Origin of the sequence: Mycolicibacterium cosmeticum (genome assembly GCF_000613185.1) — a bacterium.
Lineage (GTDB): Bacteria > Actinomycetota > Actinomycetes > Mycobacteriales > Mycobacteriaceae > Mycobacterium > Mycobacterium cosmeticum.
Genome location: NZ_CCBB010000002.1, coordinates 717,097 through 733,605 on the forward strand (window position 1 = coordinate 717,097; position 16,509 = coordinate 733,605).

17 protein-coding genes are annotated in these 16,509 nt (G+C 69.1%); 7 read left to right on the plus strand and 10 right to left on the minus strand.

What is annotated here, in order from left to right:
• The first annotated feature begins 35 nt into the window (after positions 1–35).
• The 4 genes from BN977_RS18775 to BN977_RS18790 all read left to right on the plus strand — a co-directional run bounded on the left by BN977_RS18775 (position 36) and on the right by BN977_RS18790 (position 3,204).
• A complete protein-coding gene (locus BN977_RS18775) occupies positions 36–917 on the plus strand; it encodes a sialate O-acetylesterase (RefSeq protein ID WP_109790247.1) in 882 nt (293 codons plus the stop codon).
• A gap of 185 nt (positions 918–1,102) precedes the next feature.
• The gene (locus tag BN977_RS18780) at positions 1,103–1,900 is read left to right on the plus strand and encodes a cutinase family protein (protein WP_084172621.1); all 798 of its coding nucleotides are present in this window, start codon (positions 1,103–1,105) and stop codon (positions 1,898–1,900) included.
• 83 nt (positions 1,901–1,983) lie between these two features.
• A complete protein-coding gene (locus BN977_RS31510; RefSeq protein WP_131590170.1) occupies positions 1,984–2,652 on the plus strand; it encodes a hypothetical protein in 669 nt (222 codons plus the stop codon).
• 186 nt (positions 2,653–2,838) lie between these two features.
• The gene (locus BN977_RS18790; RefSeq protein WP_024455886.1) at positions 2,839–3,204 is read left to right on the plus strand and encodes an Hsp15 family ribosome-associated heat shock protein; all 366 of its coding nucleotides are present in this window, start codon (positions 2,839–2,841) and stop codon (positions 3,202–3,204) included.
• Positions 3,205–3,213: 9 nt separating this feature from the next.
• Here the strand turns inward: BN977_RS18790 and BN977_RS18795 are convergent, their stop codons facing one another.
• The 5 genes from BN977_RS18795 to BN977_RS18815 form a co-directional block, all read right to left on the minus strand.
• Positions 3,214–4,398 (minus strand): acyltransferase family protein, encoded by a 1,185-nt coding sequence (locus tag BN977_RS18795; RefSeq protein ID WP_051561653.1) that lies wholly within the window; start codon positions 4,396–4,398, stop codon positions 3,214–3,216.
• Between the two features lie 25 nt (positions 4,399–4,423).
• Positions 4,424–4,813, minus strand: coding sequence for a VOC family protein (locus BN977_RS18800; RefSeq protein ID WP_036400189.1), 390 nt, complete (start codon positions 4,811–4,813; stop codon positions 4,424–4,426).
• Positions 4,810–5,880 (minus strand): threonine aldolase family protein, encoded by a 1,071-nt coding sequence (locus BN977_RS18805; protein ID WP_036400191.1) that lies wholly within the window; start codon positions 5,878–5,880, stop codon positions 4,810–4,812. Before BN977_RS18805 ends, BN977_RS18800 begins: the two co-directional genes overlap by 4 nt.
• A gap of 5 nt (positions 5,881–5,885) precedes the next feature.
• Positions 5,886–6,518, minus strand: a complete 633-nt coding sequence (locus BN977_RS18810; protein ID WP_036400193.1) for a hypothetical protein — start codon at positions 6,516–6,518, stop codon at positions 5,886–5,888.
• A gap of 90 nt (positions 6,519–6,608) precedes the next feature.
• Positions 6,609–7,496 carry a TIGR03854 family LLM class F420-dependent oxidoreductase gene (locus BN977_RS18815; RefSeq protein WP_036400573.1) on the minus strand — a complete coding sequence of 296 codons (888 nt, stop codon included), beginning with the start codon at positions 7,494–7,496 and terminating at the stop codon, positions 6,609–6,611.
• A 105-nt stretch (positions 7,497–7,601) separates the two neighbouring features.
• On the opposite strand from BN977_RS18815, the gene BN977_RS18820 reads away from it, so the two are divergent.
• Both BN977_RS18820 and katG read left to right on the plus strand, forming a co-directional pair.
• A complete protein-coding gene (locus tag BN977_RS18820) occupies positions 7,602–8,054 on the plus strand; it encodes a Fur family transcriptional regulator (RefSeq protein WP_036400195.1) in 453 nt (150 codons plus the stop codon).
• A gap of 33 nt (positions 8,055–8,087) precedes the next feature.
• Entirely contained in the window at positions 8,088–10,325 is a 2,238-nt protein-coding gene (katG, locus tag BN977_RS18825; protein WP_036400198.1) for a catalase/peroxidase HPI, read from the plus strand.
• Between the two features lie 50 nt (positions 10,326–10,375).
• Here katG and BN977_RS18830 read toward each other — a convergent pair whose 3' ends face one another.
• The 4 genes from BN977_RS18830 to BN977_RS18845 are packed head-to-tail and all read right to left on the minus strand — an operon-like array spanning position 10,376 to position 14,452.
• Positions 10,376–11,440, minus strand: coding sequence for an ABC transporter ATP-binding protein (locus BN977_RS18830; RefSeq protein WP_036400200.1), 1,065 nt, complete (start codon positions 11,438–11,440; stop codon positions 10,376–10,378).
• The gene (locus tag BN977_RS18835; RefSeq protein ID WP_024455077.1) at positions 11,437–12,237 is read right to left on the minus strand and encodes a carbohydrate ABC transporter permease; all 801 of its coding nucleotides are present in this window, start codon (positions 12,235–12,237) and stop codon (positions 11,437–11,439) included. Before BN977_RS18835 ends, BN977_RS18830 begins: the two co-directional genes overlap by 4 nt.
• On the minus strand, positions 12,234–13,106 hold the full coding sequence (locus tag BN977_RS18840; protein WP_036400201.1) for a carbohydrate ABC transporter permease: 873 nt from the start codon (positions 13,104–13,106) through the stop codon (positions 12,234–12,236). The genes BN977_RS18835 and BN977_RS18840 overlap by 4 nt, the downstream gene beginning before the upstream one ends.
• Positions 13,103–14,452 (minus strand): ABC transporter substrate-binding protein, encoded by a 1,350-nt coding sequence (locus BN977_RS18845; RefSeq protein ID WP_036400205.1) that lies wholly within the window; start codon positions 14,450–14,452, stop codon positions 13,103–13,105. The genes BN977_RS18840 and BN977_RS18845 overlap by 4 nt, the downstream gene beginning before the upstream one ends.
• 112 nt (positions 14,453–14,564) lie before the next feature.
• Here BN977_RS18845 and BN977_RS18850 point away from each other — a divergent pair, with 112 nt between their 5' ends.
• The gene (locus BN977_RS18850; RefSeq protein WP_024455074.1) at positions 14,565–15,377 is read left to right on the plus strand and encodes an MBL fold metallo-hydrolase; all 813 of its coding nucleotides are present in this window, start codon (positions 14,565–14,567) and stop codon (positions 15,375–15,377) included.
• On the opposite strand, the gene BN977_RS18855 is transcribed toward BN977_RS18850, so the two are convergent.
• Complete coding sequence (locus BN977_RS18855) at positions 15,363–16,283, minus strand: extracellular catalytic domain type 1 short-chain-length polyhydroxyalkanoate depolymerase (RefSeq protein WP_036400208.1); 921 nt, start codon at positions 16,281–16,283, stop codon at positions 15,363–15,365. The genes BN977_RS18850 and BN977_RS18855 overlap by 15 nt on opposite strands.
• Positions 16,284–16,509 lie beyond the last annotated feature (226 nt).

Sequence of the window (16,509 nt, forward strand, 5' to 3'; positions counted from 1 at the left end):
AATCTGGGGGCGGACCCGGTTGTACTGTGCTGGCCATGCGCAAACGCCGCAATCCCGACGGTGACGCCCCGCTGTGGAAGCTGGCGGCGTTCGAACTGAAATGCTTCGTCAAACGTCGGCTGGCGCCCAAGGGCATCCCGGTGCCCGCCCCGGAGCGGCCGTACCTGGTGGTGCCCATCCTCGGTCAGTCGAATGCCTTCGGGATGGGGCTGCCACTGGACCGAGACGGTGCCGACAAGGCGCATCCCCTGGTTCACCAGTGGGCCAACAGCGGACCGTCGAAGAACACCGTCGTGCTCGGAGTCGACCCCCTGTTGCACGAAACACCTTCGCGCCGTGTCGGTTTCGGTGTCACGTTCGGCAAAGAGCTTGCGACGGCGACCAACCGGGCGGTCCTGCTGGTGCCGTGCGCCCGCGGCGACACCTCGTTCCACCCGAAGAACGGCTACACCTGGGATATCGCGGACACCAAGACCCGCCGGAATCTGTACCGCGAGGCGGTGTCGGCCATCGATGCGGCGCTCGCCCGATATCCGGGCAGTTCGGTGGCCGCGGTGCTGTGGCACCAAGGCGAATCCGATGTGCCGCTGATGAGCGCCCCCGAATACCAGACGAAGTTGGACGCGTTGTTCGGCGATCTGCGGAACCGGTACGGACCGCAGGTGCCGATCATCCTGGGCGGCATGGTTCCCGAGGAGATGGAGCGCAGCGGCAAGAACTACGCGCCGATCAACGCGGTGCACGCCGATACCCCGCACCGGATTCCCCGGACCGCCTTCGTCCCGGGCATCAGGGACGCGTTCAACAGCGAAGTCGACCGGCACTACAACGCGGCGGGACTGCGCACCATGGGCAAGGCCATGTGGGAGGCCTACCGGACGATCGATGGCACAACCGATTTGCGCCCGCAGTCCTGAGAAGACGGCCAATTCCTAATAAGACGGTGTGGCTTCGGTGAAAGGACTCTGGCGGCCAGGGGCAACGGCCACCGAGGTGTGTCAGCATTCCCCTTGTGACCTCCTGGCGCAACGTTGCTGCGGTCGGTGTCGCGGCCGCAGGATCCGTGTTACTACAGAGCGCGACCGTGCTTCTCGGTGCCGCGATGCCCACCGCGCAGGCGGCGGGTTGCCCCGACGCGGAGGTCATCTTCGCGCGCGGGACCACCGAGGACCCGGGGCCCGGCCCCACCGGTAGCGATTTCATCGACGCACTGCGCAACAAGCTGCCCGGCAAGTCCGTCGGGGTGTATGCGGTCGACTATCCGGCCACCCTCGACTTCGGCACCGCGGTCAGCGGGATCTCCGATGCGCGGGCACACATCCTGGCCACCGCCGCGGCGTGCCCCGACACCAAGATGGTGCTCGGTGGGTTCTCCCAGGGCGCTGCGGTCATGGGTTTCGTGACCGCCAGTACCGTCCCCGACGGCGTCGACCCGGCAACGGTACCGGCCCCCATGCCCCCCGAGATCGCCAATCACGTTGCCGCCGTGGCGTTGTTCGGTAAGCCGTCGGCCCGCTTCATGCGCGCCATCAACGACCCGACGGTGACGGTCGGCCCCCAGTACGCCGCCAAGACCGTCGACCTGTGCGTCGACAACGACTTGGTGTGCGACCCGACCGGTCGGAGTTTCTCCGCACACAACACGTATTTCGACGCCGGCATGGTCGATCAGGCTGCCGTCTACGCCGCCAACGCCCTGCAGGCGGGCTGGGCCGCCGCGGCGCCCGGCGCACCCACGACACCCGCCGCCCCGCTGATTCCGGTCACGGCGCATCTCGGTGGCCCGGCGCCGTCGGCCACCCCCGCTCCGGTGGCACCGCTGGGTCCGCCCCCGGGCCCGGTGCTCGCGGCACCCGCACCGGGCGGCGGCCCGCCGCCGGCCGCCGCCCCGGTCCTGTAGCGAGTCGTCTCCGGCTGTCCTGACACCCGCGGTCGGGGCTGCTATCGTCGCCAACACATGCATTTCTTCGTGGGGGCGAACCGTTGATCAGTTCTGAACACCTGGTTTTCTTGGCGCACCGTCGATTGGGTCGCCTGGATATTCCCAGCAAACCTCGATTCGGTAGTAAGACCGCGACTGACTGGTTTGTCGGGGCCATCCGAGAATGCAGCCGTTATCTCGAATTCGGGGCCGGTGGTTCCACGTACACCGCCGCCCAGCACGGCGTCGAATTCGTCGCCGTCGATTCGGATCCGGTGATCCTGGGTGCGGTCCGACAGCGCATCGCCGCCGACGGGCTGCTCGACCCCGCCGCCCAGTCCTACCACCACGCCGACATCGGGCCGATCAGCAAGTGGGGCCGTCCCCGCCATGCTCGGTTCGCCGGGCCCGAACGGGTGGAGCAGTTCCGGCGCTACTCGGATCCGCCCATCGCCTGCCTGACCGGCGACAAAGCCCCCGACTTCGTGCTGATCGACGGCCGGTTCCGGACCGCATGTGCGCTCAAGGCGCTGTGCATCTTGCAGGACGCCCCGGACTGGACGCTCGCCATCAACAACTACCCGGGCCGGCACGCGCACCCGCCGATCACCGAATTCGCGAACATCGACGAGGTCGTCGGCGGTCGCATCGCCGTCATCCACTCGGTGAAAGACCACGATCCCGAAGAACTGGACGAGCGAATCCGGCATTACGAGACCGTCCTGGACTGATACTGGCCATCCGGCCGTTTTATTGTCCGGATACTCCATTTTCAGCAAACATATATCAGTTAGCTATCCGCGATATCGCCCAATCCTGTCGGCCATGGCCGGAAAAAGCCACGCCATTTCGGCCGAATCGCGCTGATCGTCGTCCTCACGGCATCGGGGTCGCGGCGAAGGGCCATGATGGAAGGCATGGAGTCGACGCGTGTGGACCGCTGGTTGTGGGCCGTCCGGCTGACCAAAACGCGGCCGGACGCGGCGGAAGCCTGCCGCGCCGGCCACGTGCGGATCAACGACCGCACCGCCAAGCCCGCGACGACCGTGGTTCCTGGCGACACCGTCCGGGCCCGGGTCGGCGATACCACCCGCATCGTCGAAGTGGTACGGGTGATCCAGAAGCGGGTCGGTGCCGCCGATGCCGTGACCTGCTACCTCGATCGCACACCGCCACCACCACCGACCGTGGCCGCCCCGGTGGCCGTTCGGGATCGCGGCGCCGGCCGCCCCACCAAACGGGACCGGCGCGTGCTGGACAAGTGGCGCGCCGGCCACCTGTGACGGCCGGGCTCAGGCCGCGCGGCACCGGTCGGCAGCGGAGTCCCCGCTGGGGTCGGTGAGCGGCAACACCGCCGCATTGCGACGGGTCTCCCACCGCTGCAACGCGTTTCGGCAGGGCTCCTCGATGAGTGCATAGCTCACCGCGGCCATCGCGAGACCGAAGACCAAGGTCAGCACCAGCACGGCGATGAAACCGACCGCCGACTCCGGCCGGTCCAGCAGCGCGAACACCACACTCAATGCGGCCAGATGCCAGACGAACAGCCCGTAGGACCACTGCCCCAAGGTGACCATCACCGGGCTGCCCAGCACCGGGTGCCGCGCCGAGGGGCGGTCCAGCACCAGCGGGGCCAGCAGCGCCGCCGCGACGACCGCTCCCATCGCCGTGCGGACCACGAACTGGCCGACACTCGCGTGCTCCGATCCCGTCGGGATCACCAGCGGCGAGGCGGACACCACAAAAGCCACCGACGCGATCCCCGCCATCACCACCGGCCGGCGCGCGATGCGGTGCATCCGGCTCTCGGGTCGGCAGGTGAACTCGGCGAGCAGCATGCCCACCGCGAACCAGGACGCGTAGGCGGGCGCCCAGTTCAGCGGATTGGCACCATTGGGCGCCGGGATGGGCAGGTATGCCCACCCGAAACTGGCCACCGCGACCGCGGCGAGCACCGGCACCCGCGCCCGCACGGGCAGTCGGCGCGCCGCCAGCGCCAGCATCGGCAACGCCAGATAGAACGTCACCTCGACCGACAGACTCCACATCTGCGTCAGGCCGGTGACCAGCGCTTGCGGCACGTAGACCTGGGTGAGCGTCAGGTTGGCCAGCCACACGGTGCCGTGCGCGCCGTGCGCGTCGGGCAGCAGGGCCAGGATGACCGCCACGGCAAGCAGGTACGCGGGCAGGATGCGGACCAACCGCGACCGGAGATAACGGCCGCTATCCGGCGACTCGCGTAGCCCGTGCGCCGCCGCGGCGTGCCCGCGCCACAACAGGAAACCCGACAGCGCGAAGAACACCGCGACCGCAAGGTCCAACCGGATCCACAGGGGGCCGAACAACCCGACGGATTGCCGGGTCTGCGTGGCCACATGGGTGATCACCACCGCGACGGCGGCGGCCCCGCGCAAACCCTGCACGGCAGGCAGGAACGCACGCGTCCCGCCGACCGGCTCCGCTGGCGAATGGCCCACAAGTGACCAGTGTGCCCGACCGGCCCTACCCGTGGTGCTGGGCGATCTGGATCAGATTTCCGCAGGTGTCGTCGAACACCGCCGTGGTGACCGTCCCCATCGGGACCGGCTGCTGGGTGAACCGCACCCCGCGGCCCACCAGGCGTTCGTATTCGGCCTGGATATCGTCGACGGCAAACGAGGTGAACGGGATGCCGTCGGCGACCAAGGCCTGCTTGAACGGCTTGGCCGCCGGATGCTGGTCCGGTTCGAGCAGGATCTCGGCGCCCTCGGGTTCCTCCGGCGAGACGACGGTGATCCACCGGTACTCACCCATCGGTACGTCGTGCTTCGGTCGAAAACCCAGGACGTCGGTGTAGAACCGCAGCGCCTTGTCCTGGTCGTCGACGAGCACGCTCGTCACGTTGATCCTCATGCGAATTCCTCTCGGATGACGGCGACGAAGTCATCGACATCGGCTTCGGTGGTGTCCCATGCCGTCATCCATCGAACCTCACCGCGGGCGCGATCCCAGTCGTAGAACCGCACTCGCACGCGGATCCGGTCGGCCGTCGCGGTGGGCAGCGTCGCGAACACCGCATTGGCGCAGGTCTGCTGCGTGAACGCCAAACCCGGCAGGTCGCCGTCGGCGATACCGGCCTCCAGCGCCGCCCGCAACCGGGTCGCCATGGCGTTGGCGTGCCCGGCGTTGCGGATACCCAGTCCGCCGTCGAACAAGGCCAGCAGCTGTGCCGAGGCGAACCGCATCTTGCTGGCCAGCTGCATGGTGAACTTGCGCAGATAGGTCAATCCGGCGGCGCGCTCGGTGTCGAGCACCACGACGGCCTCCACCCCCAGCAGGCCGTTCTTGGTGCCACCGAGGCTGAGGATGTCCACGCCGGCCTCGGTGGTGAACGCGCGCAACGGCACTGCCAGGGCGGCCGCCGCGTTCCACAGCCGGGAGCCGTCCACGTGCACGGCCATCCCGTGCGAGTGCGCGAAATCGGCGATCGCCCGCACCTCGTCCGCGGTGTAGACGGTGCCCATCTCGGTGGCCTGGGTGATGCTCACCGCCAGCGGCTGGGCGCGATGCTCGTCCCCCCAACCCCACGCTTCGCGGGCGACCAGTTCGGGGGTGAGCTTGCCGTCGGGTGTCGGCACCGTCAGCAACTTGATGCCCGTCATGCGCTCCGGCGCACCCGCCTCGTCGGTGTTGATGTGGGCGGTGGACGCGGCGATGACCGCGCCCCAGCGGGGCAGCACGCTGGTCAGCGCGACCACGTTGGCGCCGGTGCCGTTGAAGACGGGGAACACTTCGGCCCCGCCACCGAACTGTTCGCGAATGACGTCCTGCAGGCGGGTGGTGTAGACGTCTCCCCCGTATGCGACCTGGTGACCGCCGTTGGCGGCGTCGATGGCGGCCAGCGCTTCGGGGTGTACTCCGGCGTAGTTGTCGCTGGCGAAACCCCGCCAGGACGGGTCGTGCAGTCGGTCGACCGGCACTCTCGTTACGGAGTCGGGGCGCCGGGCGCGACGATCGGCGGGGCGGCCGGATCGGCGGGCGCTGCGGGCGCTCCCGGCGCCGGCTCGTTCACCCATGCCGGCGGGTTCGGGTCACTGAGCGCGACGTACCCGGGCGGCAACGCCGGCCCGCCACCGGGGGTGCCCGGCGGCGCCGCGACGGTGACCGGCAAGGCAGGCGTCGAGGAACTCGGGTCGGTCAGCGAGGTGTAACCCGGCGGCAGCTTGGGGGCCGGTCCCGCCCCGGGCGGGGCACCGAGCCCGACACCGGCGTCCTCGGGGGACATCGTCAGCTCGCCGATCGGGTCGGCGCTGTGGAACGTGTGCCAAACGTCGCGGAGATAACCCAGTTGCCCTGGCGTCTGCCCCTGCCCGTACTGCTGGTTGCTGACTTCGGGCACCGGCGGTGCCCCGGCCGGCGGGGGCGGCTGCGCACCGACGGGCTCGTTGGCCACCAGCACGGGCTGGCCCGGGGCCGGCTCGGCGGGCGCGCCCGGCGCCGGGGTGGGGATCAGCGGGTCGGGCTCGGCGGCTGCCTGACCCGCGCCGGCCAGCGCACCGCCGACGATGACGCCGCCGGCGGCGGCGGCGATGGCCGCCGCAGAGATCCGGTCAAACATGCTTGAGGTTGTCCTCTCCTCGACACTGGCTGCAATCCTCCATGCCCGGCCACCGTCGCGTCAACGCGGACTCACAGACTCGGGTCCGGGTCAGTTCTGCCTGGGCAACAACTCCCGGGCGAATCGGTCCACGAAGTCGGCCGCATCCGGGCCGGCGCCGAGCGGGCGGATCACGAACTTGGTTAGGCCGGCATCGATGTACGCGTCGAGTTGCCGGTGCAGCGCCGGCCAATCGGCTGCGACCAGCGTCGCGGGGTCGAGGTCGGGACGCCGGGCGCGCACCGCCGCGGCGACCGTGTCCGGCAGCTCACCCGTCCCGACCGCGAGATTGATCCCGTAGTGGTCGGGCTCAATCGCCCGGCCCGCCCGCTCGGCGGCTTCGATGATGGCCCTGCGCGCCTGGCCCGCTTCCTGCGGTGTCAGGAAGCTGCCCAGCCAGCCGTCGCCCAGCGCACCGATCCGGCGATAAGCCGCCGGTGACGACCCGCCGATCCAGATATCCAGCGGCGCAGCGGGTTTGGGAGCGATGACCGCATCTCGGACACGGTGATGGTCCCCGGTGAAGTTCACCGGCTCGGCGCTGCCCAGCACGGTTCGCAGCAACACCAGCGCCTCGTCGAACACCGCCGCGCGGCGACCGTCGGGTACCGGGAACAGGTCCCGCTCGGCGGGCAGTGCCGAGCGCAGCCCGAAAACCGGCAGGACCCGTTTGGGCGCCAAGGCGGCCAGCGACGCCAATTCCTTGGCCACCAGCACGGGGTGCCGGCCCGGCAACACCGCAACCGACGTGCCGACCTTGAGCCGGTTCGTCCGCGCCAGCGCGAACGTCATCCCCACGACCGGGTCGACGGCAGGCGAGTACACCAACTCCGAAAACCACAGCGAGTCGATGCCGGCCTCTTCGAGCCGGTCGACCAGCGCGGGCAGCGCGGCGGGGCCGACCTCTGCTCCGAGTCCCACTCCGAAGCGGATCTTCATGGTGCGCATAACACGGCATGACGGGGATTTGTGCCGGCTCGGCAGTTATACGCAGACCTGAAAGAAAATGTTTAACGAGTCCAGTTAACGGGCAATAGTGATGCCGTGGCCTCAGATGCGGAGTACGCGGACTTGCTCCGCGCTTCCGCGTTGCGGGTGACCCGGCCGCGGATCGCGGTGCTGGAGGAGGTGCGGGCCCATCCGCATGCCGACACCGAAACCATCTTCCTCGCCGTACGCAACGTCCTGCCCGACGTCTCGCGCCAAACCGTCTACGACGTGCTCAATGCCCTGACCTCGGTCGGGCTGCTGCGCCGTATCCAGCCGCTGGGGTCGGTGGCCCGCTACGAGACCCGGGTGGGCGACAACCATCACCATGTGGTGTGCCGGAACTGCGGCACCATCGCCGACATCGACTGCGCCATCGGCGCGGCACCGTGCCTCACGCCGGCCGACCTGGACGGCGCCATCGACGGTTTCGTCCTGGACGAGGCCGAAGTCATCTACTGGGGTCTGTGCCCCGACTGCTCCGCCTCGGTTTCCCGATCGCATCCGTGATCACAGCCCGTCACCAACCCGGAAGGAAATGTTGTGTCATCCGATACGTCCGACAGCCGTCCCCCGCACCCTGATGCCGGTACCGCCAGCAACAGCGAGAGCGAGAACCCGGCCATCCCGTCGCCGAAGCCCAAGGCGCACGGCCCGCTGACCAACCAGGACTGGTGGCCGGAGCAGATCGATGTGTCGCGCCTGCACCCGCACGCCCCCGCCTCCAACCCGCTCGGTGATTCCTTCGACTACGCAGCCGAATTCGCCAAGCTCGACGTCGAGGCCCTCAAGGCGGACCTGCTGTCGGTGATCACCACCTCCCAGGACTGGTGGCCCGCCGACTACGGCAGCTACGCCGGCCTGTTCATCCGGATGAGCTGGCATGCCGCCGGCACGTACCGCATCTTCGACGGCCGCGGCGGCGGCGGGCAGGGCCTGCAGCGCTTCGCGCCGCTGAACAGCTGGCCGGACAACGCCAACCTGGACAAGGCGCGCCGACTGCTCTGGCCGGTGAAGCAGAAGTACGGCAACAAGATCTCCTGGGCAGACCTGCTGGTGTTCGCCGGAAACGTCGCGCTGGAGTCGGCGGGTTTCCAGACGTTCGGGTTCGGCTTCGGCCGCGAAGACGTGTGGGAGCCCGAAGAGGTGCTGTTCGGCGAGGAGGACACCTGGCTGGGGACCGACAAGCGCTACTCCGGCGAACGGGAGCTGGCGCAGCCGTACGGTGCCACCACCATGGGCTTGATCTACGTGAATCCCGAGGGCCCGGAAGGCAATCCGGATCCGTTGAAGGCGGCCGTGGACATCAAGGAGACGTTCGGCCGGATGGCGATGAACGTCGAGGAAACCGCGGCGCTGATCGTCGGCGGCCACACCCTGGGCAAGACGCACGGAGCCGGCGACGGCGACCTGGTCGGCCCGGAGCCCGAGGGCGCCCCCATCGAGCAGCAGGGCCTCGGGTGGAAGTGCCCCTTCGGCTCCGGCAATGGCGCCGACACCATCACCTCCGGCCTGGAGGTGGTGTGGACACCCACCCCGACCAAGTGGAGCAACTCGTTCCTGGAAATCCTGTACGGCTACGAGTGGGAGTTGGTGAAGAGCCCGGCCGGTGCGTGGCAGTTCGAGGCCAAGGACGCCGAGGCCATCATCCCGCCGCCGTTCCCCGGCGCGCCCAACCGCAAGCCCACCATGCTCGTCACCGACGTGGCGTTGCGGGTGGATCCGGAGTTCGGCGCGATCACCCGGCGCTGGCTGGACCATCCCGAGGAACTCAACGAGGCGTTCGCCAAGGCCTGGTACAAGCTGCTGCACCGCGACCTCGGCCCGATCACGCGTTATCTCGGCCCGTGGGTCGCCGAGCCGCAGCTGTGGCAGGACCCGGTGCCGCCCATCGCGGGTGAGCTCATCGACGATGCCGACGCCGCGACGCTGAAGGCCAAGATCCTGGATTCCGGGCTTTCGGTGCCGCAACTGGTGAAGACCGCCTGGGCCTCGGCCTCCAGCTTCCGCCGCACCGACAAGCGCGGTGGCGCCAACGGGGCCCGGCTGCGCCTTGAACCGCAACGCAGCTGGGAGGCCAACGAGCCGTCCGAGCTGGAAAAGGCACTGCCGGTGCTGGAGCAGATCCAGGCCGATTTCAACGCCGGCGGAACGAAGACGGTGTCGCTGGCCGATGTCATCGTGCTGGCCGGCAACGCAGCGATCGAGAAGGCCGCCAAGGACGGCGGCGTCTCGGTGACGGTGCCGTTCACCCCGGGCCGTACCGATGCCACCCAGGAGGACACCGACGTGGAGTCGTTCGCGGTGCTGGAGCCGCGGGCCGACGGCTTCCGCAACTATGTCCGTCCCGGAGAGAAGGCTCCGCTGGAGCAACTGCTCCTGGAGCGCGCCTACCTGCTGGGCGTCACCGGGCCCGAACTCACGGTGCTGGTCGGCGGTCTGCGGGCGCTGGGCGCCAACCACGGCGGCAGCAAGCACGGCGTGTTCACCGACCGGCCGGGCACGCTGAGCAACGACTTCTTCGTCAACCTGCTCGACATCGGCACCGAGTGGAAGCCGTCGGGAACACAGGAGAATGTCTACGAGGGCCGCGACCGCGCCACGGGTGAGCTCCGGTGGACGGCGACGGCGAACGATCTCGTGTTCGGCTCACATTCGGTGCTGCGGGCGGTCTCGGAGGTCTACGCGCAGGCCGACGGCGCGGAGCGGTTCGTCAACGACTTCGTCGCCGCGTGGGTCAAGGTGACCGACAACGACCGGTTCGACGTCAAGAAGAAGTAGTGCGATTTGTGCACGTTCTGTCACGCCTGACGTGACAGAACGTGCACAAATCACTGGGATAGGCGGGTCCCGGTCGCGGCGTCGAACAGGTGGGCGCGGCCGGGCCGCACCTCGACCCGGACCGGGTCGCCCGACGCAGGCACCGACGGCCACGCCGCCACCGTCGAGGCCTCCACCACCGCCGTCAGCCGGTGCGCTCCGGCCTTGACGATCAGCACATAGCGCGGGCCGAGCAGCTCCACCAGGTCGACGCGGGCGTCGCCGTCCGGATCGGGTGTCACCACCAGATCCTCGGGCCGCACCCCGAACGTCACCGGCCCGTCGGTGCCCGGCGGAACCGGCCAGCGCAGGCCGGCGGCGTCGAATACGCCCTCGCGCGCCGTCCCGTCGACGAGATTGGTACTGGGCGAGCCGATGAAGCCGGCCACGAACGTGTCCGCCGGGCTGCGGTAGAGCTGCTCGGGTGTCCCCAGCTGCGCGATCCGGCCGGCGTTGAACACCACCAACTGGTCGGCGATGGTCATCGCCTCCTCCTGGTCATGGGTGACGTACAGCGCGGTGATGCCGAGTTCCTGTTGCAGACGCCGGATTTCGGAGCGCAGCTCGACGCGGAGTTTGGCGTCCAGGTTGCTCAGCGGCTCGTCGAACAGGAACACCGACGGCGTCCGCACGAGCGCCCTGGCGATGGCCACCCGCTGCTGCTGGCCCCCGGAGAGCTGCCGGGGTTTACGGGCCAGCAGTCCCTCGATGCCGACGCGGGCGGCCGCGGCGCGGGCCCGCTCGGCCGCTTCGTCCTTGCCCACTCCCGCATTGCGCAGGGGGAAGGCGATATTGCCGGCCACGCTCAGATGCGGGTACAGCGCGTAGTTCTGGAACACCATCGCCACATCGCGATCCCGGGGTGCGGCCGCGGTGACATCGCGGCCGTCGATGCGCACGGTCCCGGCGTCGGCCGCCTCCAGCCCCGCGGTGATCCGCAGCGTGGTGGACTTACCGCATCCGGACGGGCCCACCAGCACGGTCAGCGATCCGTCGGGCAGGGTGAGATCCAGCCCGTCGACGACGGGTGTGCCGCCGTAGGACTTGGTGATGCCCGCAAGTTCGACGGTCGTCATTTGGTGGCCCCGGCCGTCAGGCCGCCGACCAGGAACCGTTGTGCGGCCAGCGCCAGTACGTACACCGGCAGGATCCCCAGCAGGCCGGCCGCGGCCTGCTGGCCGAACTGGACGTTGCGGTCCCCTTGGAACAGTGACAAACCGACGGTCAACGTCTGGCTCTCCTTCGTGACGGCGAGGTACACCGCGAACAGAAAATCGTTGTAGCTCAGGAAGAAAACGACCAACAGCGCGGCGACGATGCCCGGCCACAGCAGGGGCAGCACCGCCCTGCGGAAGGCACCGGCCACGGTGAGCCCGTCGATCACGGCGGCCTCGTCGATCTCGACCGGGATGCGGCGCACGAAACCGTCCAGCAGCCACGCCGCGACGGGGACGTTGGCCACCCCGTTGACGAGCACCAGGCCGAGCACGTGGTTGGTCAGCCCGAAGTCGCGCAGCAGGAAGAACAACGGGATGATCGCGACGACCGGCGGGGCACAGTAACTGGCCAACAGGGCCGTCAGCAGCCGCTCGCCGCCGAACCGGCGGGCGGTGAAATACGCTGCCGGAGTGGCGATCAGCACCGCGAGGACCGCCGCACCGAGCGCCGAGACCCAGGAATTCTGCAGCATGGTGCCCAGCGCGATGGTGTCGAACACCGAGACGAAGTTCGCCGGCGTCCATTCGGTCGGCAGCAGACTCGAGTTGAGCACATCGCCCGGTGGGCGCAGCGACAGCGAGACCAGATACCCGATCGGCAGCAGGGCGACGAGGATGGCCACGGCCAGGGCGGCCCATACGAGTCGGCGGCTCATGACGCCTCGGCCCGCACGGCGCGGGCCCGCGCCGTGGTGAGCACGGTGGCCACCGCGCCCACCACGGCGGCGAACACCAGTGTCTGGGCGGCGGCGGTACCCATGTCGAAGCTGCCCCGCAGCCCGGTCTGGTAGATCACGTAGGGCGCCAGAGTGGTTGCGAAACCCGGCCCGCCCGAGGTGATCACCACGATGAGGTCGAAGACCTTGTAACCGATCACCAATTCCAGCACCAGGACCGCCAACGCGGTCGGCGCGATCGCCGGCCAGGTGACGGTGGTGAAGGTGCGCCACGGCCCGGCACCGTCGATCCGCGCGGACTCCAGCAGCTCCTGTCGCACCACCCCGAGCGCGGCGAACAGGATGAGGACGGCGAACGGGGTCCACTGCCAGACGTGGATGACCAGCAGCACCACGAACGCGCCGGTACCCGACCCGAGCGGGTTGAACCCGGCCAGTCCGACCGCGCCGAACAGGCCGGCCAGGCCGCCACCGACCGGGGCCAGCAGCAGTTTCCAGGCGACACCGATCAGCACCGGTGCGGTGACCAGCGGCAGCAACAGCAAGGCGCCCACCGCCCCGAATCGGGTGCCGCGAGCCCTCAACAGCACTGCCAAGGCCAGCCCCAGGCCGGTGGTCAGCACGGTGGCGACGACGGCGAACAGCGTCGACCGCCACAGCGACGGGGTGAATGCCGGTGCAGCGAAAGCGGTCTGGAAGTTGTGCGCCCCGTCGAACGCGCGCAACGGATGAGCCAGCGACGAATCGGTCAGCGCCAGCGCGACGAGGTACGCGGTCGGATAGACCAGGAACAACACCAGTCCGGCGATGGCGGGCAGGGCCAGCCAGAGCGGGACGCGACGGGTCATGTCGCGGTGTTCTCCCAGCTCTTCTGCGCGTTCTCCAGGGATTGTTCGACCGTCTGGGTGCCCGCGATCGCCAGAGCCAGCTGATCGACCAAGTCCTGCAACAGTTTCGGAGCGCCCTTCTCCTTGGGCCACACCAGCGGATCGCCGTTCAGTCCTTCCCGGATGGGGGCGATGGCCTTGGTGACCACCTTGGCGTAGCCGTCGGAGTTGAGCACGTCACCGCGGACCGGATCGATACCGGCACCCGCGGTGGAGGACACCTTGAGATTCTGCGGCGTGGCGGTGGCCCAGTTGAGGAAGGCGGCCGCGGCATCCTGGTGTTTGGACGCGGTCGAAATGCCCAGGCCGAAACCGGCATCCAGCGCGGTGCGCGGGGTGGTGTTGGTGCCACCGACGGGCAGCGACACCGCACCCCAGCGGCCGGCGATCTTGGACGCCGACGGGTCCTCGGCGCGCAGCGCCATGTCGGTCCAGGTGTCCAGCAGCGCGCCCTGCCCGGTGAGGAACGCGGTGTTGGCCTGGTCGAAGCCGACCTGCAGCGGGGTGGGCAGGGCCACCGGCGCGACGTCGACGAGGTGCCGCAGCGCCGCGATGGACGCATCCGACGTCAGCGCGGGTTTCCCGGCGCTGTCGACCAATTCGCCGCCGTAACCGGTGAGCCGGTTGATGTAGGAGCAGCCGAGGATCATCGGGACCTGTTGGCCGGACACGATGGCACCGTAGGCCGCGCCGCGCGAGTCCCTGGTGATCTTGGCCGCGATGGTGTCGTATTCGTCCCAGGTCTTGGGCGGTTCCACCTTGTACCGCTCGAGCAGTTCGGCGTTGTAGAACAGGATGTGTACGTCGCCGTCGTAGGGCAGGCCGTAGCGTTTGCCGCCCAGCAACGTGTAGGGGTCGTAGATGGATTTCAGGTAGCCGTCCACCCCGATGGCCGCCTTGTTGGTGTCGATCCAGTCGGTCAGGTCCACCAGCGCACCGGCGTCCACCAGATCCCCGAGGCCGAAATAGAAGTAATCGAACACATCGAATTCTCCTGTGCCGCTTTGCACATCGAGAATCTGCTTGCTGGTCAACTGGTCGTACGGCGCCGCCGTCACCTCGAGGGTGCCGCCGGTTTCGCGCTGCCACGCCGGGGCCAGCACGTCACGGAAGGACGTCACGTGGGGCTGATTGACCAGCAGCTTCAACGTCACGCCGGCGAACTTGCCGGACACCGGAGCGTTCGAGGCCAGCGCATTGCCGCCGCCCGAGGATCCACAGGCGGCCAGCGCCGGACCCAGCACCGCCGCTCCCCCGGCAAGCCCCAACAGTTGCAGCGCACGACGGCGCGAGAAAGCGGAAGACATCACGTGTGGTAACGGTATGTCGACGCCCGGTGTGGGCACGAGGGAAAAACTCACCGCGATCTTGAATGACCGGCCAGGGTGCCGACTAGGCTGAGTTCCCATGCCGGACACCATCGACGCGCGGCGGCGCGATCTCGGTTTTGCCGTACTCGGCGGTCCCACCACGGTGATCGACATCGCCGGACTGCGGTTGGTGATCGACCCGACCTTCGATCCCGCCGGCGAGCACGGCTACCTCACCAAGACGGCCGGGCCGGCCGTCCCTGCCGAGCAGTTGGGTGCGGTGGACGTGGTGCTGGTCAGCCACGACGAACATCCCGACAACCTGGACACCGCGGGCCGTGAGTTCGCCCGGCGGGCTCCGGTGCTGCTGACCCACCCGCGGGCCGCCGAGCGACTCGGACCGCCGGCGCGCGGGCTGGAGCCGTGGCAGAGCATCGACCTGCCCGGCGGGCACGGGCACGCGGTCATCGTGCAGGCGGTACCCGCGGTGCACGGACCCGCGGACGGTGTCCGCAACCAGACCGGTCATATCAATTGCGAGGTAACGGGTTTCGTGGTGTCGGGGGCCGGCATCCCGACGGTGTACCTCAGCGGGGACAACGCCTCACTGGACGCCGTGCGGGCGGTCAGGGACCGAGTCGGCGAGGTCGACATCGCGGTGCTGTTCGCCGGGGCGGCCCGGGTCGCGACCAAGGAGCGCAACCGGCCGCTGACCCTGACGGGGCAGCGGGCCGCGGCGGCCGCCGAAGTACTGGGCGCCAAGGTGGTGGTGCCGGCGCACCTGGACAGCTGGGCGCATTTCAGCGAGGGGCTCGACGAATTCGTGACCGCCTTCGACGATGCGGGACTGGGCCGGCTGATCGCCACCGCCCCGCACGGCCATTGGATCGTGCCGCACCTCGCCGATTCAGCGACCGTGTGAGTCGAAGAACCGCCACGACGCCTCCGAGGCGTCGAAGCCGCGGCTCGCCAATCCCACCGCCTGCGCGGGCAGCACCTCGGGGGCACCGGGCCAGGTGTGCCCGCCACCGTCGACGCGCATGAACACCACCTCACCACCGGGGGCGCACTGCGGATAGTCGATCCGATCGGTGTGTGTCCCGTCGCCGCTCGGCGCCAGTGGCTGCTGAGCGGGCGCATCGGCACATCCGTTGAGTTGGCGCCAGCGTTGCACCAGCGCGGGGGCCGACACGATGTCGCTGACCCCACCGCGGCCCGTCATCGGACCGCCGTCGAACGGGACGATCGGGTCGGCCGTGCCGTAAGTGGCCAGCACCGCGACCGGACGCGACGGGGCGCAGCCCACGTTCGAGCCGAGAGTGCCCGCGACCGGAGCGATGGCCGCGAACAGGTCGGCGCGGTCACAAGCCAGCCGATTGGCCATGAACGCGCCGGCCGACAGACCGGTCACGTAGACGCGCCCGGGGCTGATTCCGTAGTCGGACACCAACTTCGAGGCCAGCGCCGTGAGAAATCCGACATCGTCGACGCCCTGGCGGTCGGGGATGGAGGCACCGCGGCCGTCGGCCCAACTCATGTCGATACCGTCCGGATACACCACCGCGAAGCCGTGCGCGTCGGCGACGGCGTTGTAGTGCGTGAGTGCGGCCTGGTCGCGGCCGGTCGCCCCGGCCGCATGCAGGTTGATCACCAGCGCCGAGGGCCGGGACCCGGCGGGGACATGCAACTCGTAGGTCCGCACCAGACCGCCGAAATCGAGTGCCGCCGCGCGGGCCTGCGGCGCTCCGGCCAGCACCGCGCCGGTGGCGCCGGCGAGGCAGGTGACCGCGGCTAGCACCGCGCCGGCGTTCTTCAGAAGCTCACGCATCCGCGCACCGTAGAGCGGTCAGCCGAACACCAACCGAACGGCAGATGACCGGATGTGGCCACAGCGCACGCACAATACCGTCCGATCCGGCACTCAGAATTCGCAACACATAACATGTCTATCAGAATTCATAGGTTCGCGGTTGCAATTTGCCGGGTAATGAACGGCTATTTATCGCCGGCGTCAGATCACGGTGTTCACGTGCCGATTCTCCCCCGATCCGGGT